The following is a 25662-nucleotide window of genomic DNA, read 5'->3' as shown; positions in this document are numbered from 1 at the left end:
AAAAGCTATTGTTCCGGCGCTCTAATATAGTCCACCATGGACGCGATGCGGTGCGCCGGCGCCGGCGTGGCCAGGCTGACGATGGCCATGGCCAGCATGCCGGCCGGAACGCCGAAGATGCCGGCCGAAATCGGCGCGATGTGCAGCCACTGGCCGGCCGCGCTGCCGCCCAGCACCGGGTTGGTGTGCACCATGTAATAGACGCACAGGCAGAAGCCGGTCGTCATGCCGGCCAGGGCGCCATAGTGGTTGGCGCGTTTCCAGAACACGCCCAGCACCAGCGCCGGCACCAGCGTGGAGCCGGCCAGCGAGAACGCCGCGCCCACCAGCGACAGGATGTCGGCCGGCTTCTGCGAGGCCGTGTAGGCGGCGATGAAGGCCACGGCCAGCAACAGCAGCTTGGAGATGGTGACCCGCTTCTGGGTCGAGGCGGTGGGGTCGACCAGCTTGTAGTAGACGTCGTGCGACAGGGCGTTGGAGATGGCCAGCAGCAGGCCGTCGGCCGTCGACAGCGCGGCGGCCAGCCCGCCGGCCGCCACCAGCCCGGAGATCACGTAGGGCAGGCCGGCGATCTCGGGCGTGGCCAGCACCAGCACGTCGCCGTCGATGCCGATCTCGGCCAGTTGCACCACGCCGTCGTGGTTGATGTCGGCGATGCTGAGCAGCGGATTGACCTTGTCCACATTGGCCCAGTACGACACCCAGTTGGGCAGGTGCGCATAGTCGCTGCCCACCAGCGCGTGGTAGATGTCGTACTTGACCAGCACGGCCAGCGCCGGAATGGTCAGATAGATCAGCAGGATGAAGAACAGGGTCCAGAACACCGACACCCGGGTGTCCTCGACCGAGGGCGTGGTGTAGGAGCGCATCAGGATATGGGGCAGGCCGGCCGTGCCCAGCATCAGGCAGAACACCAGCGCCAGGAAGTTGTTGCGCTTGATGTCGGACTGCTCGGGCGTGCCCGGATACGGCTGCGCGTGCGGCGTGAGCGGCTCGGCCCGTGCCAGGTACTGGTCGCGCGCCTCGGTCCATTCGCGGCTGGCCTCGTCCACGTTCTTCGGGTAGGCGATCAGGGCCCGCTCGGCGGCGCGGATCTCCAGCAGCGAGGCGTTGCGCTGCTTGATGCGGTCCAGGTGGCGCTGCGCCTCGATGCGGCCCACCTCCCACGACACCGGCAGTTGCCGCAGCCGTTCGTCGTACTCGGTGGCCTTCTGGCGGAACGCGTCGCGCACCTGGGCTTCCCTCGGGTCTTGCTGCAATACGGCCTCGCGCGCGCTCAGGCGCGACAGCAGCTTGCCGTAGGCCAGTTGCGGCACCGGATTGTCGCTGTGCTTGACGGCCAGCCACATGGCGGGGATCAGGAACGCCACCACGATGATGATGTATTGCGCCACCTGGGTCCAGGTGATGGCGCGCATGCCGCCCAGGAACGAGCACACCAGGATGCTGGCTAATCCGAGGAAGATGCCGACCGAGAAGTCGACGCCCGTGAAGCGCGAGGCGATCAGCCCCACCGCGTAGATCTGCGCCACCACGTAGATGAACGACACGGCGATGGTGGCCGCCACGGCCAGCAGGCGCACGGCCCGGCCGCCGTCGCCGCCGTCGTAGCGGGCGGCCAGGAAATCGGGGATGGTGTACTGGGCGAACTTGCGCAGGTAGGGCGCGATCAGCAGCGCCACCAGCACGTAGCCGCCGGTCCAGCCCATGATGTAGGCCAGGCCGTCGAAGCCGCGCAAGTACAGCCCGCCGGCCAGGCTGATGAAGCTGGCCGCCGAGATCCAGTCGGCGGCCGTGGCCATGCCGTTGAACAGGGCCGGCACGCGCCGCCCGGCCACGTAGTATTCGAGCACATTGGAGGTGCGGCTGAGCACACCGATGGTGGCGTACAGCACGATGGTGCCGAGCATGAACAGATAGCCTATCCACTGGCGCGGCATGCCCTCCTGCTCCAGCACGGCCAGCGCCACCAGGAAGCAGCCGAAGCCGGCCGTGAACCACAGGTAGGTGCTGCGCAGGCGGCGGTACAGCGAACGCGTCGTCGTCATGGGCGCTCCTGGTCGTGCTGGCGGCGCCACTGGCGGTCCAGCCGCCGCATGCGCCACGCATAGATGCCGAGGATGGCCAGGTAGACCAGGCAGCCGCCCTGGGCCGCCAGGTAGAACGACAGCGGCCAGCCGAACAGGTTCAGGCCCGCCAGTTCGCGGGCGAAGAAGGTGGCGCAGAACGTGGTCAGCAGCCACAGCAGCAACAGCCAGCCGCTCAGGCGGCGCGTGCGTTGCCAGTGGGCCGAAGGTGGGGCGTGTTCATCCATAATAAATCGTCTCGTCCATGGCGGCGGGCGGGGTGGGCGGCAGCAGCGGGAAGGTGAGCCGGAACAGGCTGCCGGGCAGCTTGGCCGACTGGCTGCGCGGATTGGCGTAGATGTCGACCTCGGCCCCGTGCTGCTGGGCCACTTCGCGCACGATGGCCAGCCCCAGGCCGCTGCCTTCCACATTGCTGCCGAGGATGCGGTAGAAGCGCTCGAACACGCGCTCGCGCTCTGCCGGCGCGATGCCCGGCCCCGTGTCCTCCACCTCCAGGAAGGCGTGTTCGGCTGTGGCATGCACGCGCACGGTCACGCTGCCGCCGGCCGGCGTGTAGCGCAGCGCGTTGTCGACCAGGTTGGACAGCATCTCGCGCAACATGGTGGCGTCGCCGGCGATCAGCACCGGCTCGGGCGGCGGCTCCAGGCCCAGGTCGATCTGGTGCGCGAACGAGGCCGGCACCCAGTCCTTGACCACGTTCAGGGCCAGTTCGCCCAGGTCCAGCGGCGCGAACGCCACGCCGGCCTGCGGCTGGTTTTCGGTGCGGGCCAGGGCCAGCAGCTGGTTGACGAGGCGGGTGGCGGCCTGCGAACTCTTGGCCAGCTGCTCCAGCGAGCGGTGCACCTCCTCGTGGTCGGTCTGGCGCAGCGCCAGCTCGGACTGGGTGCGCATGCCTGCCAGCGGGGTCTTCATCTGGTGCGCGGCGTCGGCGATGAAGCGCTTCTGCATGTCGATCGACTGCGACAGCCGGCCCAGCATGTCGTTCAGGGAATTGACCAGTGGCGAGATTTCCTCGGGCACCTGGCGCGCCTCGATGGGACTCAGGTCGTCAGGGTTGCGGGCCCGTATCCGTTCCTGCAACTGGGCCAGCGGCGACAGCCCGCGCGCCAGCGCGAACCACACCAGGGCCAGCACGATGGGCAGGATGATAAATTGCGGCAGGATCACGCCCTTGATGATCTCGTTGGCCAGCTTGGCGCGCTTCTCCAGCGTCTCGGCCACCTGCACCAGCGCCTGGTGGGTGTCGTCCGGGTCCTCGTGGTCGAGCTTGACGTAGGAATAGGCGACCCGCACCTGGGTGCCGTGCATGGCATCGTTGCGGAAATGGACGGTGCCGGCGCGGAAGTAATCCTCCTCCTGGGGCGGCGGCAGGTCACGGTCGCCATCGACGTAGACCCCGCCCGGGCCCAGCACCTGGAAGTAGACGTTGTCGACGTCGTCGGCCCGCAGCATGTCGCGCGCTGAGGCGGGCAGGCGCTTGATGGTGGTGCCGTTGACGGCGTGCACCTGCTGGGCCAGCATGGTCACGCTGTCTTCAAGCGCATGGTCGAACGGCTGGTTGGCGATGGACTTGGCCACCAGGTAGGTGATGGCGATGCTCATGGGCCACAGCAGCAGCAGCGGCGCCAGCATCCAGTCCAGGATCTCGCCGAACAGCGAATGCTGGATTTCCTCGTCGCGCTCGGCGGCCGGCGGCTGGTAGTCGTCGGTGGCCGCAGCGGCCCCGGGCGCCTCGGCCGGACTCACTTGGCCTCGGGTTTGCCGGCCTCGGGGGCGGCCGGTTCAGTGTATTTTTCCAGGCAATAGCCTAGGCCGCGCACGGTGGCGATGCGGATGCCGCCCACCTCGATCTTCTTGCGCAGGCGGTGCACATAGACCTCGATGGCGTTGTTGCTGACCTCCTCGCCCCACTCGCACAGGTGGTCGACCAGCTGTTCCTTGGAGACGAGGCGGCCGGTGCGGGCCAGCAGGATTTCCAGCAAGCCCAGTTCGCGCGCCGACAGTTCCAGCATCTGGTCGTTGATGTAGGCGCTGCGGCCGACCTGGTCGTAGCTGAGCGGGCCGTGGCGCACCACGGTGGCGCCGCCGCCGGCGCCGCGGCGGGTCAGGGCGCGCACGCGCGCCTCCAGTTCCGACAGGGCGAACGGCTTGGCCATGTAGTCATCGGCGCCCAGGTCCAGGCCGTTGACGCGCTGTTCGATCGAATCGGCCGCCGTCAGGATCAGCACCGGCAGCAGCGAGGCGCGCGCGCGCAGGCGGCGCAGCACTTCCAGCCCGGACAGCTTGGGCAAGCCCAGGTCCAGGATCAGCAGATCGAATTCCTGGGTCGACAGGGCCGTATCGGCATCCTGCCCGTTTTTCACACAATCGATGGCATAACCGGACTGGCGCAGCGAGCGGGTCAATCCATCGGCCAGCACGCTATCGTCTTCGGCAAGTAAAATACGCATGAGTTACTCCGGCTGCAGAAGCCTGTATTGTGTGACATTTCCCCCCGCGAAGCGAGTTTTTGTGTCGGTCACTGTCAAGATTTGATCAGTTTCAAAGCTCCTGTAAAATCGCGCTTGCAATAAGCACTGTTTTTTTATACAGTATCGCTTGTACCGACACACCAACCCGCGCGGCTCCTCGCGCATCAGGCTGAAAGAACATTATGGACGACAAAAAAGGCGCAGTACCCGCATCTGAAAAAGCCAAGGCCCTGGCGGCCGCGCTGGCGCAGATCGAAAAGCAGTTCGGCAAGGGTTCCGTGATGCGCATGGACTCCAGCGCCCCGATCGAGGAAGTGCAGGTGGTGTCGACCGGTTCGCTGGGCCTGGACATCGCGCTGGGCGTGGGCGGCCTGCCGCGCGGCCGCGTGGTCGAGATCTACGGTCCGGAATCGTCGGGTAAGACGACGCTGACCCTGCAGACCATCGCCGAGATGCAAAAGCTGGGCGGCACCTGCGCCTTCATCGACGCCGAACACGCGCTGGACGTGGGCTACGCGCAAAAGCTGGGCGTGAACCTGCACGAACTGCTGATCTCGCAGCCGGACACGGGCGAACAGGCGCTGGAAATCTGCGACGCCCTGGTCCGTTCGGGCAGCGTGGACATGGTGGTGGTGGATTCGGTGGCGGCCCTGACCCCGCGCGCCGAGATTGAAGGCGACATGGGCGACGCGCTGCCCGGCCTGCAGGCGCGTCTGATGTCGCAAGCGCTGCGCAAGCTGACCGGCTCCATCAACCGCACCAACACGCTGGTGATCTTCATCAACCAGATCCGTATGAAGATCGGCGTCATGTTCGGTAGCCCCGAGACGACCACGGGCGGCAATGCCCTGAAATTCTATGCCTCCGTGCGCCTGGACATCCGCCGTACCGGCTCCATCAAGTCCGGCGACGAGGTGATCGGCAACGAAACCAAGGTCAAGGTGGTCAAGAACAAGATCGCGCCACCATTCAAGGAAGCCCACTTCGACATCCTGTACGGCGCCGGCACTTCGCGCGAAGGCGAGATCCTGGACCTGGGCGCGGAAGCGAAGATCGTCGAGAAGTCCGGTTCCTGGTACAGCTACAACGGCGAACGCATCGGCCAGGGCAAGGACAATGCGCGCGCCTTCCTGCAGGAGCGTCCGCAACTGGCGTGGGAAATCGAGAACAAGGTGCGCGAATCGCTGGGCGTGCGTGCGCTGCCGCCGCTGGCCGAGGAACACGACGCGCCGGTGGCCAAGCTCAAGGCCGTCGAGTAAGCTGCGGCATCGCGCCGGCTTGATGCCGGCGCGGACCACAACCAGAACCACCGTCCCGCGCGAGCGGCCGGTGGTTTGTTCATCATGCGGGGGAGTTTATGGCAGCACAGCAACCGAGCCTGAAGGCGCGCGCCCTGCGCTACCTGTCCATGCGCGAGCATAGCCGTCTGGAACTGGGCCGCAAACTGGCCCGCCACGCGGAGGAGGGCGAGGACGTGGACGCCCTGCTGGACTGGCTGGAACAGAACAAATGGCTGTCGCAGGAGCGCTTTTCCGAAGCGCTGATCCACCGCCGCGCCGCCCGCTACGGCAACAGCCGCATCGTGGCCGAGCTGCAAAGCCACGGCGTGGCCGGCGAAGCCCTGCAGGAGCTCAAGAGCACGCTCGCCCAGGACGAGACGGCCCGCGCCTGCGACGTGTGGCGCCGCAAATTCGGCACCGTGGCCACCGACCGCAACGAGCGCAACAAGCAGATGCGCTTCCTGCTGCAGCGCGGCTTTTCCCAGCGCGCCGTGCTGGCCGCCCTGGGCGGCAGCGATCCCGACGATGAGATCTGAGCGGCGCCGTCCACCGCTACGGATATTTCTCCGCGCAAATAGTTGATGGAATGAATACCATCGGCGCCATCAAATCCTTGCAAAAATGACTCCAAAGCCGACGTTTCCTGCCCGTTTTTCGCGCAAAATCGCATGATTTGGCGCAACTGCGGACATGGTGTGCTACACTTTTGAGGTTTTGCAGCACCGCGGGTGCGGTGGTTGTCCGTAGAAGCTGCGGCAACGTGCGTCAAGCACATGGCTGCTTATTAATTTCCGCCGCGCAAGCGGCATCGGTATATGTCCTTGTCAACTCCCGTTTCCCGACGTGCGCTGCGGCACACGCGTGCCATCGACGTCCAAGCGTTCAAGCGCGACGACGGCCTGTGGGACATCGACGCCCGTATCACCGATATCAAAGCCATGGACACCTTGCTGGCCTCCGGCCCGCGCCCTGGTGGTACCCATCTGCATGACCTCTCCCTGCGTCTGACCGTGGACCTGGACTTGAACGTCGTGGCGGTCGAAGCCGCTTCCGACGCCGTGCCCTATCCCGGTTACTGCGACACCAACGGCCATGCCTACCAACAACTGGTGGGCCTGAACCTGTTGAAAGGTTTCCGACACGAACTCAAGCAGCGCTTGGCCGGCATCGCCGGTTGCACCCATTTGACGGAACTGGCGCAGATCCTGCCCACGGCCGCCGTGCAAGCGTTTGCCAACGACGTGTGGTCGACCAACGATGCCGCCAGTCCCGACGCCGACCTGCCGCACCACAAACCGTTTCAACTGGACAAATGCCATGCCCTGCGCACCGATGGCGGGGCCGTGGCCGAGTTCTACCCGCGCTGGGTGGTCAAAGCAGCACCAGGATAGCGCGTAGCTTCACCTGCTTATTCAAGAGTTATTTTCCGCAGTATCAACCGATCTCAACCGATCTTTACACATCAGCATCAGAAGGGAAGCCAGCATGAAAATCCATGAGTATCAAGGCAAAGAAATCCTCCGGAAATACGGAGTGACGGTACCGCGCGGTATTCCGTGCATGTCCGTGGACGAGGCAGTCAAGGCTGCTGAAACCCTGGGCGGCCCAGTCTGGGTGGTCAAGGCGCAGATCCACGCTGGCGGCCGCGGTAAAGGCGGCGGCGTGAAAGTGGCCAAGTCGCTGGAACAAGTCAAAGAATATGCCAACCAAATCATGGGCATGCAGCTGGTCACGCACCAGACCGGTCCTGAAGGCCAGAAAGTCCGCCGCCTGCTGATCGAAGAAGGCGCCGACATCAAGAAAGAACTGTACGTGTCGATGGTCACCGACCGCGTTTCGCAGCGCGTCGTGCTGATGGCCTCGTCCGAAGGCGGCATGGACATCGAAGAAGTGGCTGAAAAGCACCCAGAGCTGATCCACTCGATCGCCATCGATCCTTCCGTCGGCCTGACCGACGCCGAAGCCGACGCCATCGCCACCAAGATCGGTGTGCCGGCCGCTTCGCTGCCGCAAGCACGCGCCAACCTGCAAGGCCTGTACAAAGCCTACTGGGAAACGGACGCCTCGCTGGCCGAAATCAACCCGCTGATCCTGACCGGCGACGGCAAGGTCATCGCCCTGGACGCCAAGTTCAACTTCGACTCGAACGCCCTGTTCCGCCAGCCTGAAATCGTCGCCTACCGCGACCTGGACGAAGAAGATCCGGCTGAAATCGAAGCGTCGAAATTCGACCTGGCCTACATCTCGCTCGACGGCAACATCGGCTGCCTGGTGAACGGCGCCGGCCTGGCCATGGCCACCATGGACACCATCAAACTGTTCGGCGGCGAGCCTGCCAACTTCCTGGACGTGGGCGGTGGCGCCACGGCCGAGAAAGTGACCGAAGCGTTCAAGATCATGCTGAAGAACCCAGGCCTGAAAGCCATCCTGGTCAACATCTTCGGCGGCATCATGCGTTGCGACGTGATCGCCGAAGGCGTGATCGCGGCCTCGAAAGCCGTTTCCCTGCAAGTGCCGCTGGTGGTGCGCATGAAGGGCACCAACGAAGACCTGGGCAAGAAGATGCTGGCCGAATCGGGCCTGCCCATCATCTCGGCCGACACCATGGAAGATGCAGCCAAGAGCGTTGTCGCCGCCGCTGCCGGTCAAGCTTAATTAAGGAATCAACATGTCCATCCTGATCAATAAAGACACCAAAGTTGTAACCCAAGGCATCACCGGCAAGACCGGCCAGTTCCACACCCGCGGCTGCCGCGACTACGCGAACGGCAAGAACTGCTTCGTCGCTGGCGTGAACCCGAAGAAAGCCGGCGAAGACTTCGAAGGCATCCCTATTTTCGCCAACGTGACGGAAGCGAAAAAAGAAACCGGCGCCAACGTGTCGGTGATCTACGTGCCGCCAGCAGGCGCCGCTGCCGCCATCTGGGAAGCCGTGGAAGCTGAAATGGATCTGGCCATCTGCATCACCGAAGGCATTCCTGTCCGCGACATGATGGCCCTGAAGGACCGCATGGTCAAAGCCGGCTCCAAGACCCTGCTGCTGGGTCCGAACTGCCCCGGCCTGATCACGCCTGACGAAATCAAGATCGGCATCATGCCTGGCCACATCCACAAGAAAGGCCGCATCGGCGTCGTGTCCCGTTCGGGCACCCTGACCTATGAAGCCGTGGGCCAGCTGACCGCCCTGGGCCTGGGCCAGTCGTCGGCCGTCGGTATCGGTGGCGACCCGATCAACGGTTTGAAGCACATCGACGTCATGAAGATGTTCAATGACGATCCTGACACCGACGCTGTCATCATGATCGGTGAAATCGGCGGTCCGGACGAAGCGAACGCCGCTTACTGGATCAAGGACAATATGAAGAAACCCGTGGTCGGCTTCATCGCCGGCGTGACGGCTCCTCCGGGCAAGCGCATGGGCCACGCCGGCGCGCTGATCTCGGGCGGCGCCGACACCGCGCAAGCCAAGCTGGACATCATGGAAGCCTGCGGCATCAAAGTCACCAAGAACCCGTCCGAAATGGCCCGCCTGCTGAAGGCGATGCTGTAATTTGGCAACGAGTTGGTGAATAATGACGGGGAGCCTGGTGCTCCCCGTTTTTTTTTGTGCCCCCTCCGGAGATCTAAGTTGGCGAAAATCATCATATCGCGCGAAGGCGTGGTGGAACAGCAAGTGCAGCTCAGCAAGGAGCGCATGACGATAGGCCGTCACCGGCATAACGATATCGTGCTGACCCACCCGGCCGTGAGCGGCGAGCATGCGGTGATCGTCACCATCCTCGATGACTCCTTCCTGGAGGACCTGCACAGCACCAATGGCACTTTCGTCAACGGCCACCGCATCGGCAAGCATTTCCTGCAGCACCTGGACATGATCAAGATCGCCAAGTTCCAGGTCGAGTTCGTCGCCGACGGCGTGCGCCCGCTGGCTGCGGCGGCCGCGGCCGAACCGCCGCTGGGGCAGATCGAGGTCATCAACGGCAATAACGCAGGCAAGCAGATGGCGCTGACCAAGCCGCTGACCACGCTGGGCCGGCCCGGCGTGCAGGTGGTGGTGATTAACCGCGACGCCGACGGCTACGCCATCGCCCACGCGGAAGGGGCACAGCCGCCGCTGGTCAATGGCGCCGCCGTGGGCAAGCAACCGTTGCGGCTCAAGCATGGCGACGTGATCGACCTGAGCGGCACCCAGATGACGTTCCGCCTGACCAACCCTGTCAGCTGACAAAATTTGTCAGCCAGGCGCCTTTTTTGGCCCGGATGACAGATTTCGGCAAGGGAACTGACAAAAATAGTCACCCATGTCGACAAAAACTGGCGCTCCATCCCGATTTTTCCCTCAAAAATGCCCGAAAAGCGGCTGGCACGGCCTTTGCTCATACAAAAACGTGGCACCAAACTTTTTACCTAACTCGGGAGTAGCAAAATGAAATCGATGAAAATGATCAAGAAACAAGCACAAGCCGGCTTCACCCTGATCGAACTGATGATCGTGGTCGCAATTATCGGTATCCTGGCCGCTGTTGCTATTCCTGCCTACAGCGACTACACGCTGAAAGCCAAGGTCAGCGAAGCGAACTCGACCTCCGGTCCTGCCCGTTTGGCCGTGGGCCAGGCCTTTAACGAAGGCACCCTGGCTGCCGGTGTGGACAACGCCGCCCTGGGCCTGCCAGCCGCCGCTTCGATCACCAGCAAGTATGTGACCTCCGTGGCCGTCGCCGGTGTGGACGCCACCCACGGCACCGTCACCGTGACGATGCAAGGCACCAACAGCGCCGATATCGACGGCAAGACCATCATCTACGCGATCGCTTGCACGGCCGGCTCGACCTGCCAGACCACGATCGACGCCACCAGCACGGTCCTGGCGAAGTACCTGCCTAAGATCTGATAGCAGTCGCTAACACGCAGCAATGAAAAACCCGGGGCGGCCGCGAGGCCGCCCCGGGTTTTTTTTGCATTGCTGGTCGCGCGCGCGGGGGCGGCGCCGGCCAGCGTCCGCGTCACACGATCTTCTGGCGGTCCGCGATCAGCGCTTCATAGGTCAGGTTCTGCAACATGGTGTAGTGCATGGGGTCGAGGTCGACGAACTGCACGCCGTAGGTGAACACCTCGTCCTTGTCGGCCGTGGCCGGCTTGACCACGTTGATGTTGCGGATGGTGGCGTTGGGATTGATGCGCACCTGGCGGTTGCCCGGCTGGGCGATCAGGTAGAACGACAGGCCGACCGTCGGTTCATCCTCGGGCAGGGGCTTGGTCGATTCGATCAGCGCGCCCGACACGCTCAGGTTGACGAGGAACACGGAAGTGTGCCCGTCCGGCGTGGTGACCTGGGCCGGGATATCGACCTTGACCCGCATCGCCGTGCGCAAGCTGGTGCCCTGGATGGCGGTCGGGAACGACAGGTGGACGTAGAACAGCGGCCGCAGGAACACGCGCTGCACGGTGCAGGCGAACGAACACACGTTCACGCCGGAAAACACGCGGATGGTCAGCTTGTCGCCATCGTTGAGCGCGATGGGGGCGCCGTTCTCCATCGGGATCTTGACGATCATGTACTCGTCCTTGACCCAGCCGATCAGCGTGGAAAAGTGCTGGATTGGCTTGATGGTGCGGTGGGTGATGAACTGTATCCTGCCACCGACCTGCAAATTCATCTGCTCGAATTCGTACTGCTGCGTCCTGGCTTCGCTCGGCGGTGCCGTGCTGCTCATTCTTGCGCCCTCTTTGCCTGCATGGATATCCTGTCTCCTGGCCGCCCTCGGTGCCACTTATTGTCAGCCGACAGGAAATATTGTCGGTTGTTATTGATTTATTGATTATATACCGGCCAACTTGCACCAACAACAAGAGGGGCAGGGCGCCGTCAGCTCGTCACGCTCCAGTCGCCCGACTTGCCGCCGTGCTTTTCCATGACGCGGATCTCGCCCATCACCATGCCCCGGTCCACGGCCTTGCACATGTCGTACACGGTCAGCAGGCCGATCTGCACGGCCGTCAGCGCCTCCATCTCCACGCCCGTCTTGCCGAAGGTTTCCACCTGGGCCCGGCAGTGCACGGTCGAGGTGGCTTCGTTCGTTTCGAAGTCCACCGCCACCCGCGTCAGGGCCAGCGGGTGGCACAGCGGCACCAGGTCGCTGGTGCGCTTGGCGCCCATGATGGCGGCGATGCGGGCGATGCCCAGCACGTCGCCCTTCTTGGCGCTGCCGGCCAGGATGATGGCCAGCGTCTCCGGTTTCATGCGGATCTGGCCGCTGGCCACGGCGATGCGGTGGGTTTCCTGCTTGTCGCCCACGTCGACCATGTGGGCCTGGCCGGTGGCGTCGAAGTGGGTCAGCCCGTCGGCGGGCGCGGTGGTTTTGCTGGTCGTCATGGATGAAATGGACTCGTCAGTGGGGCGCGCGCGGGGCGGCCCGTCATAGGGTAAATTGGTGGACGGCCCGCTGCGTGCGGACGCCAAGTGCGGGTATGATAGCACCGTGAACGCAGATCGAATCTTCCCCCCCTCTCACCACGGCCGGCCACGCCGGGCACCGCGCCTGCGCATGCTGGCCGTTGCGCTGTTGTGCGTGTTGCCGCTGAGCATGGCGCAGACGTCGTTGCCGCCCGCTAAAATTCCTAACCTGCCCAACCTGGGCGACACCGAGCGCGAGGATTTGTCGCCGCTGATGGAGCGCAAGCTGGGTGAGGAAATCATGCGCGACATCCGGCGCGACCACGATTTCCTCGACGACGCGCCCATCCTTGAATACCTGAACAATTTCGGCAACGCCCTGGTGGAGGCGCGCCCCGGCGCGCGCGGCGAGGCCAGCTACGATTACTATTTCTTCGCTGTGCGCGACCCGCAACTGAACGCGTTCGCGCTGCCGGGCGGCTTCATCGCCGTCCACTCGGCCCTGCTGCTGGCGGCCCAGAGCGAGGCGGAACTGGCGTCCGTGCTCAGCCACGAAATCGGCCACGTGGTGCAGCGCCATATCGCCCGCTCGCTGGGCCAGCAGCGCCAGGACGCGCTGATCCCGCTGGCCGCCATCATCCTGGCCGCGCTGGCGTCCAAGGCTGGCGGCGACGCGGCCATGGGCGTGTTCCTGGGCGGCCAGGGCCTGGCGATCCAGCGTCAGCTCAACTTCAGCCGCGACGCCGAGCGCGAAGCCGACCGCATCGGCTTCCAGATCATGGGCGCGGCCGGGTTCGACACCACCGGCATGGTGGCCTTCTTCCAACGCCTGCAGGCGGCCACCCGTAACTACAGCGACGTGGTGCCGGCTTACCTGCAAACCCACCCGCTGACCAGCGAGCGTATCGCCGACATCCAGGCCCGCATCCGCGAGCAACCATACAAGCAGCGGCCCGATAGCCTGGATTTCCACCTGGTGCGGGCCCGCGCCCGCGTGCTGCAGGATGAGTCGGCCCAGGGGCTGGCGGCCGCCGAAGCTTTTTTCCATACCCAGCTTGAGCAGGAGAACCGCCAGCAGGTGGCGGCCGCCAAGTACGGCCTGTCGTTTGTCGCCCTCAAGCGCGGCGACACGGCCACCGCCCAGCGCCTGCTGGACGAGGCGCGCGGCGCCATGCGCAAGGCGCCGCCGGCCGGCGTGTACGGCGCGGCGCCGGCCACCACGCCGAATGCCATCTTCGTTAGCATGGCGCTGGATATCAAGCTGGCGCAGGAGGGGAATCCTGCCGTGATCGCCCAGGCGCTGGCCGAGGCCGACGCGGCGCACCAGCAGTTCCCGCTGTCGCGCGGCATCGCGCGCCAGTACGCGCAAGCGATGGTCGCGGCGGGCAAGCTGGAGCCGGCCGCCGCCTACCTGCGCGATCAGGTCCAGCAGTACCGGGGCGAACCGGCCCTGTACGATTTGCTGGCCAGCACCTATGCCAAGCAGGGCAAGCTGGCCTTGCAGCACATGGCGCTGGCCGAATCGTATGTGCTGCAGGGCGGCGTGCTGTCGGCGCTCGACCAGCTGGGCATCGCCCGCAAGGCGCCCGACGCCTCGTTCTACGACCAGGCCGTGATCGACGCGCGCGAGCGCGAGTTGCAGGCGCGCCGCCGCGAGGAATTAGGGGAGAAGGGCAAGAAAGAGAACAAGGCCGCGCCGGACCATGAGCACACGGCGCTGGCGCCGATGATGGGGCGCTAGCTTCAGTGGCTTGAGAGGCAGGTCTTCGCAGCACCCGGGGCGCAGCACAAGGGTCTGACCCTGGTTTTTGTGTGGCGGGGTAGCGGGTGCGTTGAAGCCGAACCGCCAAACCAGGGTCAGACCCAAGGGTCAGACCCTTAAGGCCAAACTGCCAAATTAGGGGCCGCCCTAGCGCCCACTTGGCTACTTTGCCGCGCGGCGACTCAGGGCGCGGGGCGGGGCACGAAGCCGAAGCGCGACGCCAGCGCGGCGCGCTGCACGCGCTGCACCGGCAGCAATTGCCCGCGGTCGCGCAACACGGGGCCGGCGCCGGCCGGCTCGCCGGGTTGCTCCAGCCAGGCCAGCAGCGCTTCGTCGTCGGCAGCGTGGTCGGGCCATTCGAGGCGGGCCAGTACGTCGGCGCCGTCGCGGTCGTCGAGCTGGGCCAGCACGGCGCCGCTGCGCAGGATCAATTCCCCATGTTCCGTCATCAGCGCCTCATCGAGCGGGCCCAGCGCCTCGCCCGTGTGCAGGCGCCAGCCCAGCGCCGGATCGGTGCGCACGATGTAGGGCGTCGCTTCCAAATTCAGGTAGACGCGCTGCGGACCGTTCTGGAAATACCAGCAACCGCGCTCGTCGTTGCCGTAGTTGCGGGCGATGAAGCCGATCAGGGCGGCGTGCTGCAGCTTGTCGCCGGGCAGGTTCAGATGCTGGGCCCGTTCGTCGCGCATGCGCCACTGGCCGCGCGCATCGAGCGCCAGCCAGCCGTAGCAGTGCGGCACGTTGGGCCATTTGGCCATCGCTTGTTTGACGATCTCGTCCATATTGTTGTCAGTTGGTGGCGTGCAGCGGGACCGTGCTGCCGGTGAGGAAATGCAGCATGCGCTGTGGCAGCCAGTCCAGCCGGCCCGGCATCCCGCCCACGGCGAAACCCACGTGGCCGCCATGTTCAGGATAGTCCAATTGCACGCAGGCGGCGGCCCGGCGCGGCAGGTGCTGGCCCGGCAGGAAGGGATCGTTGAGCGCGTTGAGCACCAGCGTGGGCACCGTGATGTCGCCCAGCACATGCTTGGCGCTGGCCCGGTTCCAGTAGTCGTCGGTGTCGCGGTAGCCGTGCAGCGGCGCCGTCACCACGTTGTCGAACGCGTACAGGTCGCGCGCGGCGCGCAGCGCCTCCAGGTCGAACAGGCCGGGGAACTGGCGCAGCTTGGCCTCGCACTTGGGCTTGAGCGTTTGCAGGAACATGCGCGTGTAGACCAGGTTGAAGCCGCGCGACAGCGAGATGCCGCCCTGCGCCAGGTCCAGCGGGGCCGACACGGAACAGGCCGCGTCCACGAAGTCGGCCTGGTGCTGCGCTTCGCCCAGCCAGCGCAGCAGGGCGTTGCCGCCCAGCGATACGCCCGCCACGTAGAACTTGCCGCTGCAGCGCCCGTGCAGCTTGCGCACGATCCAGTCGATCTCGGCCGCGTCGCCGGAATGGTAGAAACGGGGCGCCCGGTTCGGTTCGCCCGAGCAGCCGCGGAAATGGGGCACGGCGCCGGACCAGCCGCGCGCGGCCACGGCTGCCATCAGGGCGCGCGCGTAGTGGCTGTCCGACGAGCCCTCCAGTCCATGGAACAGCACCACGAACGGCTGCCCCGGCTGGCCATCGACGAAATCGACGTCGATGAAATCCCCGTCTGGCGCATCCCAGCGCTCGCGCCGGAACGCGACGGCAGGCTTGGGGATGCAGATGGCCGGATAAATGGTTTGCAGGTGGCCGCTGGGCAGCCAGCGCGGAGCGGGGTAGTGCATGCGGCCTCAGTGCAGGACCTGGCCCGGCGCCTCGGCCGGTCCCACGCCCGGCGCCACGGACACATGGTGCAGCACGATGCGCCAGCCGCGAGGCGTTTTCACGTAGACGTTGGTGGCCAGCAGATGGGCCGGTTCGCCGCTGGCGGTCGAGGTGCCCTCGATCACCGTGTGCACCGAACTCATCAGGTTATGGGTTTCATGCAGCTGGGACGGCCGGATGTGCAGGCCGCCATGTTCGAGGATGGCGGCCCAGGCATCGCGGATGGCCGCGTGGCCGATCAGGCGCGGTCCGCCCGGATGGATGCAGACGATTTCCTCGTCGTCGGCCCACAAGGCCATCAGGGCGTCGAGATCGGCCCGGTTGAGCGCATCGTAGAACGCCGCTTCCACTTCGGCGGCACTGCCATTGAGCTGTTTGGTGCGTTTCATGCGGGTTCCGGGCCGGTCGGGGAGCGATCAGTTGTCGTGGGCGATGCGCTTAGTGGTGCGCAACGACGGTGCCCGGTTTCAGGCGGTAGGCCGTGCCGCAGTAGGGGCACTTGGCTTCGCCGTGCTTGAAGTCGAGGAACACGCGCGGATGGGACGACCACAGCGGCATGGCCGGGTTGGGGCAGTAGGCGGGCAAGTCCTTGCCTTCGAGCTCGACTGCGTTGGCGGCGGCGGGTGTGGTAGCGTGGGTCATCTGCGGGTTCTCCGTGAGGCAAAAGGGCACGACGGCTCCCGGCTGGAAGCCGCCAAACAAAACACGATTTTAACGGATTCGCGCAGCGGACAAAATTCATCGGTAAAATAGCGCCTTCATTATTCCCCTGCCACCAGCGTGTGTTTTCATTCAAACAACGCCGGTGCCGCACTCCACATGACGCCACAAGCCGAACTGTCGACCGCCACCGCCATGCCCGTCACGCCGTCCCCGGCCGTGTGCGCCGCGCGCCGCCGGCGGCCATGCCAGCGCGGCTGTGGCAAGAAAACCACATGACCGAATTGACCCGCGCCGCCACTCCCTACGTCGCCGAGCATGACGAGCCGTCCTGGCGCGAAGGCCTGAAGACGGGCATGCCCACCCTGTTCGGGATCGGCGCCTGGGGCCTGGTGGTGGGCATCGCCATGGTCAAGACCGGCCTGACGGTGCCGCAGGCGCTGGCCATGACGCTGGTCGTGTTCGCCGGCTCGGCCCAGCTGGCCTCGCTGCCGCTGATCGCCGCCCATGCCCCGATCTGGGTCATCTTCGCCACGGCCCTGGTGGTCAACCTGCGCTTTGTGATCTTTTCCGCGCTGCTGGCGCCCCATTTCTCCAACCTGCCGCTGCGCAACCGCTTCCTGCTCGGCTACGTGGCCGGCGACATGACGGTGGCCCTGTTCCTGCAAAAATACCCGAGCGAAGCGCCGCAGGTGGGCAAGCTGTCCTACCTGAAGGGCTTGCTGTACCCCAACTGGGCCGCTTGGCAGGTGGGTTCCATCGCCGGCATCTTCCTCGGCAGCGCCGTGCCGCCCGAATGGGGCCTCGGTTTCGCCGGCACGCTGGCCATCATCTGCATCACGGTGCCGCTGGTGGCCAGCCGCCCGGCCCTGTGCGGGGTGCTGGTGGCCGGCGTGGTGGCCGTGCTGGCGGCTGGCCTGCCGTACAAGCTGGGCCTGCTGGCGGCCGTGTTGCTGGGCATGGGCGCCGCCATGCTGGTCGAAGAATTCACCGCCAAGAAGGAGGCATGATGGCTGACTGGGAAATCTGGGTCACGATAGGCGCGCTGGCGCTGGCCACGGCCTGCACCCGCAGCTCGTTCTGGCTGATCGGCCACCACATCACCATCCCGCGCCGGGTGCAGGACATGCTGCGCTACGCGCCGGCCTGCGCGCTGGCGGCCATCATCGCGCCCGACCTGTTGCTCAATAACGGACAGCTGCAACTGGAGCTGGCCAACCTGAAACTGGTGGCCGGCATCGCCGCCATCGTGTTTTACTTGCTGCGTCGCAATATGTTGCAGACCATCGTGTTCGGCATGGGCAGTTTCACGGCCCTGCGTTTGCTGCACGTGTTCTCGTAAACGGATGAATGGGCGCGGCCTTGCGGTAAAATAGCGGTCTTTCTTTCAACTTTCCTCCTTGGGTAGCCATGCAAGCTGTTCTGAACTTTCTCCGCCTGCAAGACCTCGTCGCGCGCGATGCGCTGCGCGGCAAACGCGTCTTTATCCGTGCCGATCTGAACGTGCCGCAAGATGATGCGGGCCGCATCACGGAAGACACCCGTATCCGTGCCTCCGTCCCGGCCATCCGCGCCGCGCTGGACGCTGGCGCCAAGGTCATGGTCACGTCCCACCTGGGCCGTCCCACGGAAGGCGAGTTCAAGCCGGAAGACAGCCTGGCGCCGGTCGCCGTGCGCCTGGCCGAGCTGCTCGGCCAGCCAGTCGAACTGAAACAGAACTGGGTTGATGGCGCTGGCCTGGACAACCTGCAGGATGGCCAGGTGGTGCTGCTGGAAAACGTGCGCGTCAACCCGGGCGAGAAGAAGAACAGCGACGCGCTGGCCCAGAAGATGGCCGCCCTGTGCGACGTCTACGTGAACGACGCGTTCGGCACCGCCCACCGCGCCGAAGCCTCGACCCACGGCATCGCCAAGTTCGCGCCCGTCGCCTGCGCCGGCCCGCTGCTGGCCGCCGAGCTGGACGCGCTGGGCAAGGCGCTGGGCGCCCCGGCCCGTCCGCTGCTGGCCATCGTGGCCGGTTCCAAAGTGTCGTCCAAGCTGTCGATCCTGAAGGCGCTGGCCGAGAAGGTCGACAACCTGATCGTCGGCGGCGGCATCGCCAACACCTTCATGAAGGCCGTCGGCCTGAACGTCGGCAAGTCGCTGGTGGAAGCGGAACTGGTCGGCGAAGCCAAAGCCATCATCGACATGATGGCCGCGCGCGGCGCCCAGGTGCCTATCCCCGTCGACGTCGTGTGCGCCAAGGAATTCTCGCCCACGGCCGCCGCCACCATCAAGGATGTGGCTGACGTGGCCGACGACGACATGATCCTCGACATCGGCCCGAAAACGGCCGCCACCCTGGCCGGCCAGATCGGCGCGGCCGGCACCGTGGTGTGGAACGGCCCGGTCGGCGTGTTCGAGTTCGACCAGTTCGGCGAAGGCACCAAGACGCTGGCCATGGCCATCGCCAACTCCAAGGCGTTCTCGATCGCCGGCGGCGGCGACACGCTGGCGGCGATTGCAAAGTATGACATTACCGATAAAATTGGTTATATCTCCACCGGCGGCGGCGCCTTCCTGGAATTCCTGGAAGGTAAGACCCTGCCGGCCGTGCAGATCCTGGTCGATCGTCAGGCCAAGTAAGTGTCAAGCAAGTAAGCATCAATAAGCTTTACGACCAAGCTTTAAGAGCAAGCTTTACGGCAGCACCGCAACACGGCAAGCATCACGGCGCGGCCCCGCCGCCGCGCCGGTGCCGTGATTCCAGCCGGGACCCGTGTCCCGGCGAGTCCGCCTGACCTAACGCGCAAGGAAACCTATGTCCCGTGGTACCAAAATCGTCGCAACGATAGGCCCCGCCTCCACCGACTTCAACGTCCTGGTCAAGATGATCCGTGCCGGCGTGGATGTCGTGCGCCTCAATTTTTCCCATGGCAAGGCGCAGGACCATATCGACCGGGCGCGGCTGGTGCGCGACGCGGCGGCCGAATGCGGCCGCGAAGTGGCGATCATGGCGGACATGCAGGGCCCCAAGATCCGGGTCGGCAAATTTGAAAACAACAAGATCGAGCTGGCCAACGGCGACAAGTTCATCCTCGACGCCAAGTGGGGCGAGAACGGCGAACTGGGCAACCAGGAACGCGTGGGCCTGGATTACAAGGCCTTGCCGCGCGACCTGCACGCGGGCGACGTGCTGTTGCTCAACGATGGCCTGATCGTGCTTATCGTCGACAAGATCGTCGGCCACGAGATCTACACCACCGTCAAGATCGGTGGCGAACTGTCCAACAACAAGGGCATCAACCGCCAGGGCGGCGGCTTGACGGCCCCGGCCCTGACGGCCAAGGACATGGAAGACATCAAGACGGCCATGAGTTTCCAGGCCGACTACCTGGCCATCTCGTTCCCGAAAAGCGCGACCGACATGGAAATGGCGCGCCAGCTGGCCAACATCGCCGGCGAGCCGTATGGCCACAAGCCGATGATGATCGCCAAGATCGAGCGGGCCGAAGCGATTCCCGCGCTGGCCGACATCCTCAAGGCGTCCGACGGCATCATGGTCGCCCGCGGCGACTTGGCCGTGGAAGTGGGCAACGCGGCCGTGCCGGCGCTGCAAAAGCGCATGATCCGCATGGCGCGCGAAGCCAACAAGCTGGCCATCACGGCCACGCAGATGATGGAATCGATGATCCAGAACGCCGTGCCGACCCGCGCCGAAGTGTCGGACGTGGCCAACGCCGTGCTGGACGGCACGGACGCCGTGATGGCGTCGGCCGAGACGGCCTCGGGCAAGTACCCGATCGAGACGGTGGAGATGATGGCCGCCATCTGCGAGCAGGCCGAGCAGTCCGAATACAACAAGCTGGACGCCGATTTCCTCGACGCCACCTTCACCCGCATCGACCAGTCGATCGCCTACGGCGCCCTGTTCACGGCCCACCACCTGCGGGTGAAAGCCATCGTCGCGCTGACGGAGTCGGGCTCGACGGCGCTATGGATGAGCCGCCACAGCATCGACACCCCGATCTATGCGCTCACGCCCAGCGTGACCACGCAGCGCAAGGCCGCGCTGTACCGCAACGTGCGCGCCTGCGCCCTGGAGCCCAAGGGCGACAGCGGCGTCGTGCTCCGGCAGGCGGAAGAAGTGATGCTGGCCAATGGCGTGGCCCAGAAGGGCGACCTGATCGTCGTCACCTGGGGCGAGCCGATGGGCCAGGTGGGCGGTACCAATGCGCTGAAGATCGTGAAGGTCGGCGCATTTGAATAGTTGGAAGTAAGCAGCAGCAAGCAGCAGTAAGCAGTAACCAAGAATTCAGGCCCACCGGCCGCCGCCCGGGCGATCCGCCCGGCGCGCAGGACGGCCAGGTGGCCGACACCATTTTTCTATAGTTGGAGTATTTACCATGTCTCTCGTATCCATGCGTCAATTGCTGGACCACGCCGCTGAAAACGGCTACGGTCTGCCTGCGTTCAACGTCAACAACCTGGAACAAGTGCAAGCCATCATGGCCGCCGCCGATGCCGTCGGCAGCCCCGTGATCATGCAAGCGTCGGCCGGCGCCCGCAAGTACGCTGGTGAAGCGTTCCTGCGCCACCTGATCGACGCCGCCGTCGAAGCCTACCCGCACATCCCCGTCGTCATGCACCAGGACCACGGCCAGTCGCCGGCCGTGTGCCAGGCCGCGATCCGCTCGGGCTTCACCTCGGTGATGATGGATGGCTCGCTGGAAGCGGACGGCAAGTCGGTCGCCTCGTACGAGTACAACGTGGAAGTGTCGCGCGAAGTGGTCAAGTTCTCGCACGCCATCGGCGTGACGGTGGAAGCGGAACTGGGCGTGCTCGGTTCGCTCGAAACCATGAAGGGCGACAAGGAAGACGGCCACGGCGCCGACGGCACCATGACCCGCGAACAGCTGCTGACCGACGTCAACCAGGCCGCCGACTTCGTGGCCCGCACCCAGTGCGACGCCCTGGCCATCGCCATCGGCACCTCGCACGGCGCCTACAAGTTCTCGCGCCAGCCCACCGGCGACATCCTGGCCATCGACCGCATCAAGGAAATCCACGCCCGCATCCCCAACACCCACCTGGTGATGCACGGTTCCTCGTCGGTGCCGCAGGACCTGCTGGCCATCATCCGCCAGTACGGCGGCGACATGAAGGAAACCTACGGCGTGCCGGTCGAGGAAATCCAGGAAGGCATCCGTCACGGCGTGCGCAAGATCAACATCGACACCGACATCCGCCTGGCCATGACGGCCGCCGTGCGCAAGTTCATGTTCGAGAACCCATCCAAGTTCGACCCGCGCGACTTCCTCAAGCCTGCCCGCCAGGCCGCGATGGAAATCTGCAAGGCCCGCTTCCTGGCGTTCGGCTGCGAAGGCCAGGCCGCCAAGATCAAGCCTATCCCACTGGAAAAGATGGCCGAGCGCTATGCCGCCGGCAGCCTGGCCCAGGTTGTGAAGTAAAATCCCATCCGGACGGGGCCGCAACGGCCCGTCCTTCCCAACCGGCGGGAGCCACCTCCCGCCGGTTCCGCTTACCAAGATATTGCCCGTTATGAACAGCCTCTACCAATCCTCCATCCAGTCCCTCCCTCTGTTGGGCCACGGCAAAGTCCGCGACAACTACGCCGTTGGCGACGACAAGATCCTGATCGTCACCACCGACCGCCTGTCGGCGTTCGACGTCGTGATGAACGAGCCCATCCCCGGCAAAGGCATGGTGCTGAACCAGATGAGCGACTTCTGGTTCGAAAAACTGGGCCACATCGTCCCCAACCACCTGACCGGCGTGGCGCCGGAATCGGTGGTGGCGCCGTCGGAGGTGGAGCAGGTGAAGGGCCGCGCCGTGGTGGCCAAGCGCCTGCAGCCGATCATGGTGGAAGCCGTGGTGCGCGGCTACATCATCGGTTCGGGCTGGAAGGATTACCAGGCCACGGGCAGCATCTGCGGCATCAAGCTGCCGGCCGGCCTGCGCCAGGCCGACAAGCTGCCTGAGCCGCTGTTCACCCCGGCCGCCAAGGCCGACCTGGGCGAGCATGACGAGAACATCAGCTTCGCGGAAATGGAGCAGCGCATCGGCGCCGAGCTGGCCGAGAAGATCCGTAGCATCAGCATCGCCCTGTACACGGCCGCCGCCGAGTACGCGGCCACGCGCGGCATCATCATCGCCGACACCAAGTTTGAATTCGGCCTGGACAAGGACGGCGTGCTGCACCTGATGGACGAAGTGCTGACGGCCGACTCGTCGCGCTTCTGGCCCGCCGATTCCTACGCGCCCGGCATGTCGCCACCGTCGTTCGACAAGCAGTTCGTGCGCGATTACCTGGAAACGCTGACCGAGTGGAACAAGACCGCGCCCGCGCCCGCGCTGCCGGCCGACGTGATCGCCAAGACCCAGGCCAAGTACCTGGAAGCGATCGAGCGCCTGACCGGCCAGCCGCTGAAGGTGTGATATGAGCGAGCAGAATCAAGCACTGGTGGGCGTGATCATGGGTTCGTCCTCCGACTGGGACGTGATGCAGCACGCGGTGGCCATCCTCAAGCAATTCGGCGTGCCGCATGAGGCGCAAGTGATTTCCGCGCACCGCATGCCGGACCAGATGTTCAGCTACGCCGAGACGGCGCGCGCGCGCGGCCTGCGCGCCATCATCGCCGGCGCCGGCGGCGCGGCCCACCTGCCTGGCATGGTGGCCGCCAAGACCATCGTGCCGGTGCTGGGTGTGCCCGTGCCGTCCAAGTATTTGCGCGGCGAGGATTCGCTGCTGTCCATCGTGCAGATGCCCAAGGGCGTGCCGGTGTCGACCTTTGCCATCGGCGAGGCCGGCGCCGCCAACGCGGCCCTGACGGCCGTGGCCATCCTGGCCGCCACCGACGCCGCGCTGGCCGAAAAACTGGAAGCGTTCCGCGCCCAGCAGACGGCCGCCGCACAAGCCATGACCTTGCCGCTGGCGTAATGCGTAATGAGTAAAGTAGATTCCTCCATTCTGTTGCCCGCGCCCGGCCATTGGCTGGGTGTGATGGGCGGCGGCCAGCTGGGCCGCATGTTCGCCCAGGCCGCCAACAGCCTCGGCTACCAGGTGGCCGTGCTGGAACCGGCCGCCGATTGCCCGGCCGGCCAAGTGGCCCAGCACCTGGTGCAGGCCGGCTATGCCGACGCGGCCGGCCTCGATGCGCTGGCTGAACGCTGCCTGGCCGTCACCACCGAGTTCGAGAACGTGCCGGCCGACAGCCTGTCGCGGCTGGCCGACAAAGTGTTCGTGGCCCCCAACGCGCATGGCGTGTCGGTGGCCCAGGACCGCATCGCGGAAAAGGCATTCTTCGTCGCCTGCGCGCCCAAGTCGGGCGTGATGCCGGCGCCGCACAAGGTGATCGCGTCGTTCGACGACGTGGCCGCCATCGAGGACGCGCTGCTGCCCGGCATCCTGAAAACCGTGCGTATGGGTTACGACGGCAAGGGCCAGGTGCGCGTCAAAACGCGCGAGGACGTGCGCGCCGCGTTCGAGTCCATGGGCCAGGTCACCTGCCTGCTGGAGAAGATGCTGCCGCTGGCCTATGAAGTGTCGGTGCTGACGGCGCGCGGCGCCGACGGCGCCTCCGTGGTCTACCCGATCGCCGAGAACGTGCACCGCGACGGCATCCTGTTCACCACCACCGTGCCGGGTCCCAACGTCTCGGCCGACTGCGCGCGCAAGGCGCAGGACGCGGCGCGCGCCATGGTGGCTGAGCTCGGCTACGTGGGCGTGCTGTGCATCGAATTCTTCGTGCTCGACGATGGCACGCTGGTGGTCAACGAGATGGCGCCGCGTCCGCACAACAGCGGCCACTACACGATCGACGCCTGCGTCAGCAGCCAGTTCGAGCAGCAGGTGCGGGCCATGGCCGGCCTGCCGCTGGGCGAGGTGCGCCAGCATTCGCCGGCCGTGATGCTCAACATCCTGGGCGACCTGTGGTTCGACGGCGACAGCAACGAGCCGCGCGAGCCGGCCTGGGACCGCGTGCTGGCGCTGCCCGGCGCCTGTCTGCACCTGTACGGCAAGGATGATCCGCGCCGTGGCCGCAAGATGGGGCACCTGACCCTGATAGCCGCCACGCTGGAGCAGGCGCAGCAGCAATTGCTGGCCGCTTGCGCCATCCTGGGCATCGCACCGTGAGCGGGATGCAGCAACAAGGCGGCGACGCGGCCGTGAACGTGACCGCAAACGCCGCCGCCGACGCGGCTGCCATCAGCGCGGCCGCCGCGCTGCTGGAAGCGGGCCGGCTGGTCGCCTTCCCCACGGAAACCGTGTACGGCCTCGGCGCCGACGCGGAAAACCCGCAAGCCGTGGCCGCCATCTACGCGGCCAAGGGCCGGCCCCAGGACCATCCGGTGATCGTGCACGTGGCGCCCGGTGCCGACCTCGATTACTGGGTCAGCGATGTGCCGGAAGCGGCGCGCAAGCTGGCGGCCGCGTTCTGGCCCGGTCCGCTGACCCTGATCCTCAAGCGCGCCAGCCACATTCCCGACGCCGTCTCCGGCGGCCAGGACACGGTGGGCGTGCGCTGCCCGTCGCACCCGGTGGCCATCGCCTTGCTGCGTGCGTTCAAGGGCGGCAAGGGTGGCCTGGCCGCACCGTCGGCCAACAAGTTCGGCAACGTCAGCCCTACCACGGCCCAGCACGTGCGCGATGAGTTCGGCGCCGAGCCGCTGCTGGCGGCCGTGCTCGACGGCGGCCCCAGCGAGGTCGGCATCGAATCGACCATCGTCGACCTGTCGCGGCTGGCCACGCACGGCCCGGTGCTGCTGCGCCCCGGCCACATCAGCGCCCAGCAGATCGCCGACGTGATCGGCCAGATGCCGGGCCTGCCGGACCAGAGCGCGCCGCGCGCGTCCGGCACGCTGGAATCGCACTATGCGCCGCACACGCCGGTGGCCATGCTGGCGCCCGGGCAGTTGCCCGCCACGCTGGCTCAGCTGGAAGCACTGGGCCGCAAGGTGGCCCTGATCGCGTACTCGGCCATCACCGGCGCCGGCCCCCGCGTGCGCCTGCCGGATGAGCCCGTTGGCTATGCCTATGGCCTGTACGCAGCGTTGCGTGAACTCGACCAAAGTGGCGCCGATTTGATCCTGGTCGAAGCGCCGCCACATGCGTTGCCTTGGCTGGGAGTAAATGATCGATTGCGGCGCGCAGCGTTCGGATCTTCTGGTATTGTTGAGAGGTTCCTGCGCGCTTGATGACAAGCCCGTTGACCT

Annotated in this window: 27 protein-coding genes; 17 read left to right on the top strand and 10 right to left on the bottom strand. The window is 65.6% G+C overall.

Features of this window, described 5'->3' with window-relative positions:
- Window positions 1–5: 5 nt before the first annotated feature.
- Genes H3H37_RS18575 through H3H37_RS18560 form a run of 4 tightly spaced genes read right to left on the bottom strand, consistent with a single transcriptional unit; the run spans window position 6 to window position 4537 of the window.
- Window positions 6–2048: a sodium:solute symporter family protein gene (locus H3H37_RS18575; protein WP_182165251.1), complete on the bottom strand. Its 2043-nt coding sequence runs from the start codon at window positions 2046–2048 to the stop codon at window positions 6–8.
- On the bottom strand, window positions 2045–2314 hold the full coding sequence (locus H3H37_RS18570) for a DUF4212 domain-containing protein (protein WP_182165249.1): 270 nt from the start codon (window positions 2312–2314) through the stop codon (window positions 2045–2047). Before H3H37_RS18570 ends, H3H37_RS18575 begins: the two co-directional genes overlap by 4 nt.
- Window positions 2307–3833, bottom strand: a complete 1527-nt coding sequence (locus tag H3H37_RS18565; RefSeq protein ID WP_311197550.1) for a sensor histidine kinase N-terminal domain-containing protein — start codon at window positions 3831–3833, stop codon at window positions 2307–2309. Before H3H37_RS18565 ends, H3H37_RS18570 begins: the two co-directional genes overlap by 8 nt.
- A complete protein-coding gene (locus H3H37_RS18560) occupies window positions 3830–4537 on the bottom strand; it encodes a response regulator (protein WP_182165246.1) in 708 nt (235 codons plus the stop codon). Before H3H37_RS18560 ends, H3H37_RS18565 begins: the two co-directional genes overlap by 4 nt.
- Before the next feature lie 203 nt (window positions 4538–4740).
- Here H3H37_RS18560 and recA point away from each other — a divergent pair, with 203 nt between their 5' ends.
- From recA to H3H37_RS26060, 7 genes are all read left to right on the top strand, one after another.
- The gene (gene recA / locus H3H37_RS18555) at window positions 4741–5817 is read left to right on the top strand and encodes a recombinase RecA (protein ID WP_182165244.1); all 1077 of its coding nucleotides are present in this window, start codon (window positions 4741–4743) and stop codon (window positions 5815–5817) included.
- Between the two features lie 98 nt (window positions 5818–5915).
- Complete coding sequence (recX, locus tag H3H37_RS18550; protein ID WP_182165241.1) at window positions 5916–6374, top strand: recombination regulator RecX; 459 nt, start codon at window positions 5916–5918, stop codon at window positions 6372–6374.
- Window positions 6375–6653: 279 nt separating this feature from the next.
- Window positions 6654–7229 (top strand): DUF2889 domain-containing protein, encoded by a 576-nt coding sequence (locus H3H37_RS18545; RefSeq protein ID WP_182165239.1) that lies wholly within the window; start codon window positions 6654–6656, stop codon window positions 7227–7229.
- A 94-nt stretch (window positions 7230–7323) separates the two neighbouring features.
- Entirely contained in the window at window positions 7324–8493 is a 1170-nt protein-coding gene (gene sucC, locus H3H37_RS18540; RefSeq protein WP_182165236.1) for an ADP-forming succinate--CoA ligase subunit beta, read from the top strand.
- A 13-nt stretch (window positions 8494–8506) separates the two neighbouring features.
- Window positions 8507–9388, top strand: a complete 882-nt coding sequence (sucD, locus tag H3H37_RS18535) for a succinate--CoA ligase subunit alpha (RefSeq protein WP_182165233.1) — start codon at window positions 8507–8509, stop codon at window positions 9386–9388.
- A gap of 78 nt (window positions 9389–9466) precedes the next feature.
- Window positions 9467–10063, top strand: coding sequence for an FHA domain-containing protein (locus H3H37_RS18530; protein ID WP_182165231.1), 597 nt, complete (start codon window positions 9467–9469; stop codon window positions 10061–10063).
- A gap of 201 nt (window positions 10064–10264) precedes the next feature.
- On the top strand, window positions 10265–10729 hold the full coding sequence (locus H3H37_RS26060) for a pilin (RefSeq protein WP_182165229.1): 465 nt from the start codon (window positions 10265–10267) through the stop codon (window positions 10727–10729).
- A gap of 112 nt (window positions 10730–10841) precedes the next feature.
- Here the strand turns inward: H3H37_RS26060 and H3H37_RS18520 are convergent, their stop codons facing one another.
- Both H3H37_RS18520 and moaC read right to left on the bottom strand, forming a co-directional pair.
- Window positions 10842–11552: a flagellar brake protein gene (locus H3H37_RS18520; protein ID WP_182165227.1), complete on the bottom strand. Its 711-nt coding sequence runs from the start codon at window positions 11550–11552 to the stop codon at window positions 10842–10844.
- A 152-nt stretch (window positions 11553–11704) separates the two neighbouring features.
- Window positions 11705–12211: a cyclic pyranopterin monophosphate synthase MoaC gene (gene moaC / locus H3H37_RS18515; RefSeq protein WP_182165225.1), complete on the bottom strand. Its 507-nt coding sequence runs from the start codon at window positions 12209–12211 to the stop codon at window positions 11705–11707.
- Between the two features lie 172 nt (window positions 12212–12383).
- On the opposite strand from moaC, the gene H3H37_RS18510 reads away from it, so the two are divergent.
- Window positions 12384–13973, top strand: a complete 1590-nt coding sequence (locus tag H3H37_RS18510) for a M48 family metallopeptidase (protein WP_182165223.1) — start codon at window positions 12384–12386, stop codon at window positions 13971–13973.
- Between the two features lie 203 nt (window positions 13974–14176).
- Here the strand turns inward: H3H37_RS18510 and H3H37_RS18505 are convergent, their stop codons facing one another.
- From H3H37_RS18505 to H3H37_RS18490, 4 genes are read right to left on the bottom strand one after another with little or no spacing between them, the layout of a single operon-like run.
- A complete protein-coding gene (locus tag H3H37_RS18505) occupies window positions 14177–14776 on the bottom strand; it encodes a DUF2946 family protein (protein ID WP_182165221.1) in 600 nt (199 codons plus the stop codon).
- A gap of 7 nt (window positions 14777–14783) precedes the next feature.
- Complete coding sequence (locus tag H3H37_RS18500; protein ID WP_182165219.1) at window positions 14784–15746, bottom strand: YheT family hydrolase; 963 nt, start codon at window positions 15744–15746, stop codon at window positions 14784–14786.
- Window positions 15747–15752: 6 nt separating this feature from the next.
- The gene (locus H3H37_RS18495; RefSeq protein WP_182165217.1) at window positions 15753–16175 is read right to left on the bottom strand and encodes a YybH family protein; all 423 of its coding nucleotides are present in this window, start codon (window positions 16173–16175) and stop codon (window positions 15753–15755) included.
- Window positions 16176–16224: 49 nt separating this feature from the next.
- Entirely contained in the window at window positions 16225–16428 is a 204-nt protein-coding gene (locus H3H37_RS18490; protein WP_182165215.1) for a zinc-finger domain-containing protein, read from the bottom strand.
- Between the two features lie 293 nt (window positions 16429–16721).
- Between H3H37_RS18490 and H3H37_RS18485 the strand changes: the two genes are divergently transcribed.
- The 9 genes from H3H37_RS18485 (at window position 16722) to H3H37_RS18445 (ending at window position 25644) form a co-directional block, all read left to right on the top strand.
- Complete coding sequence (locus tag H3H37_RS18485; RefSeq protein WP_182165213.1) at window positions 16722–17456, top strand: AzlC family ABC transporter permease; 735 nt, start codon at window positions 16722–16724, stop codon at window positions 17454–17456.
- Complete coding sequence (locus H3H37_RS18480; RefSeq protein WP_182165446.1) at window positions 17456–17788, top strand: branched-chain amino acid transport AzlD family protein; 333 nt, start codon at window positions 17456–17458, stop codon at window positions 17786–17788. Before H3H37_RS18485 ends, H3H37_RS18480 begins: the two co-directional genes overlap by 1 nt.
- Window positions 17789–17856: 68 nt before the next feature.
- Complete coding sequence (locus H3H37_RS18475) at window positions 17857–19071, top strand: phosphoglycerate kinase (protein ID WP_311197549.1); 1215 nt, start codon at window positions 17857–17859, stop codon at window positions 19069–19071.
- Between the two features lie 175 nt (window positions 19072–19246).
- Window positions 19247–20695: a pyruvate kinase gene (gene pyk / locus H3H37_RS18470; RefSeq protein WP_182165210.1), complete on the top strand. Its 1449-nt coding sequence runs from the start codon at window positions 19247–19249 to the stop codon at window positions 20693–20695.
- A gap of 136 nt (window positions 20696–20831) precedes the next feature.
- Window positions 20832–21896 (top strand): class II fructose-bisphosphate aldolase, encoded by a 1065-nt coding sequence (gene fba / locus H3H37_RS18465; protein WP_182165207.1) that lies wholly within the window; start codon window positions 20832–20834, stop codon window positions 21894–21896.
- A gap of 91 nt (window positions 21897–21987) precedes the next feature.
- Entirely contained in the window at window positions 21988–22884 is an 897-nt protein-coding gene (locus H3H37_RS18460) for a phosphoribosylaminoimidazolesuccinocarboxamide synthase (RefSeq protein ID WP_182165205.1), read from the top strand.
- Window position 22885: 1 nt separating this feature from the next.
- Entirely contained in the window at window positions 22886–23386 is a 501-nt protein-coding gene (gene purE, locus H3H37_RS18455) for a 5-(carboxyamino)imidazole ribonucleotide mutase (protein WP_182165203.1), read from the top strand.
- 6 nt (window positions 23387–23392) lie between these two features.
- Window positions 23393–24583 carry a 5-(carboxyamino)imidazole ribonucleotide synthase gene (locus H3H37_RS18450; RefSeq protein ID WP_182165200.1) on the top strand — a complete coding sequence of 397 codons (1191 nt, stop codon included), beginning with the start codon at window positions 23393–23395 and terminating at the stop codon, window positions 24581–24583.
- A gap of 5 nt (window positions 24584–24588) precedes the next feature.
- Window positions 24589–25644 (top strand): L-threonylcarbamoyladenylate synthase, encoded by a 1056-nt coding sequence (locus H3H37_RS18445; protein WP_182165198.1) that lies wholly within the window; start codon window positions 24589–24591, stop codon window positions 25642–25644.
- Window positions 25645–25662: the final 18 nt, after the last annotated feature.

It is taken from the genome of Rugamonas brunnea, assembly GCF_014042345.1.
Classification (GTDB): domain Bacteria; phylum Pseudomonadota; class Gammaproteobacteria; order Burkholderiales; family Burkholderiaceae_D; genus Rugamonas; species Rugamonas brunnea.
This window is presented reverse-complemented; position numbering and strand designations above follow the sequence as displayed.

Coding starts and splice junctions, on each gene's coding strand:
- H3H37_RS18570 (WP_182165249.1), bottom strand. CDS start 2,314: ATGGATGAACACGCCCCACCTTCGGCCCACTGGCAACGCACGCGCCGC.
- purE (WP_182165203.1), top strand. CDS start 22,886: ATGAGCGAGCAGAATCAAGCACTGGTGGGCGTGATCATGGGTTCGTCC.
- H3H37_RS18460 (WP_182165205.1), top strand. CDS start 21,988: ATGAACAGCCTCTACCAATCCTCCATCCAGTCCCTCCCTCTGTTGGGC.
- sucD (WP_182165233.1), top strand. CDS start 8,507: ATGTCCATCCTGATCAATAAAGACACCAAAGTTGTAACCCAAGGCATC.
- pyk (WP_182165210.1), top strand. CDS start 19,247: ATGTCCCGTGGTACCAAAATCGTCGCAACGATAGGCCCCGCCTCCACC.
- H3H37_RS18510 (WP_182165223.1), top strand. CDS start 12,384: ATGCTGGCCGTTGCGCTGTTGTGCGTGTTGCCGCTGAGCATGGCGCAG.
- H3H37_RS18490 (WP_182165215.1), bottom strand. CDS start 16,428: ATGACCCACGCTACCACACCCGCCGCCGCCAACGCAGTCGAGCTCGAA.
- H3H37_RS26060 (WP_182165229.1), top strand. CDS start 10,265: ATGAAATCGATGAAAATGATCAAGAAACAAGCACAAGCCGGCTTCACC.
- H3H37_RS18450 (WP_182165200.1), top strand. CDS start 23,393: ATGAGTAAAGTAGATTCCTCCATTCTGTTGCCCGCGCCCGGCCATTGG.
- H3H37_RS18485 (WP_182165213.1), top strand. CDS start 16,722: ATGACCGAATTGACCCGCGCCGCCACTCCCTACGTCGCCGAGCATGAC.
- H3H37_RS18445 (WP_182165198.1), top strand. CDS start 24,589: ATGCAGCAACAAGGCGGCGACGCGGCCGTGAACGTGACCGCAAACGCC.
- H3H37_RS18480 (WP_182165446.1), top strand. CDS start 17,456: ATGGCTGACTGGGAAATCTGGGTCACGATAGGCGCGCTGGCGCTGGCC.
- sucC (WP_182165236.1), top strand. CDS start 7,324: ATGAAAATCCATGAGTATCAAGGCAAAGAAATCCTCCGGAAATACGGA.
- H3H37_RS18520 (WP_182165227.1), bottom strand. CDS start 11,552: ATGAGCAGCACGGCACCGCCGAGCGAAGCCAGGACGCAGCAGTACGAA.
- moaC (WP_182165225.1), bottom strand. CDS start 12,211: ATGACGACCAGCAAAACCACCGCGCCCGCCGACGGGCTGACCCACTTC.
- H3H37_RS18475 (WP_311197549.1), top strand. CDS start 17,857: ATGCAAGCTGTTCTGAACTTTCTCCGCCTGCAAGACCTCGTCGCGCGC.
- recA (WP_182165244.1), top strand. CDS start 4,741: ATGGACGACAAAAAAGGCGCAGTACCCGCATCTGAAAAAGCCAAGGCC.
- H3H37_RS18500 (WP_182165219.1), bottom strand. CDS start 15,746: ATGCACTACCCCGCTCCGCGCTGGCTGCCCAGCGGCCACCTGCAAACC.
- H3H37_RS18560 (WP_182165246.1), bottom strand. CDS start 4,537: ATGCGTATTTTACTTGCCGAAGACGATAGCGTGCTGGCCGATGGATTG.
- H3H37_RS18545 (WP_182165239.1), top strand. CDS start 6,654: ATGTCCTTGTCAACTCCCGTTTCCCGACGTGCGCTGCGGCACACGCGT.
- H3H37_RS18495 (WP_182165217.1), bottom strand. CDS start 16,175: ATGAAACGCACCAAACAGCTCAATGGCAGTGCCGCCGAAGTGGAAGCG.
- fba (WP_182165207.1), top strand. CDS start 20,832: ATGTCTCTCGTATCCATGCGTCAATTGCTGGACCACGCCGCTGAAAAC.
- recX (WP_182165241.1), top strand. CDS start 5,916: ATGGCAGCACAGCAACCGAGCCTGAAGGCGCGCGCCCTGCGCTACCTG.
- H3H37_RS18575 (WP_182165251.1), bottom strand. CDS start 2,048: ATGACGACGACGCGTTCGCTGTACCGCCGCCTGCGCAGCACCTACCTG.
- H3H37_RS18505 (WP_182165221.1), bottom strand. CDS start 14,776: ATGGACGAGATCGTCAAACAAGCGATGGCCAAATGGCCCAACGTGCCG.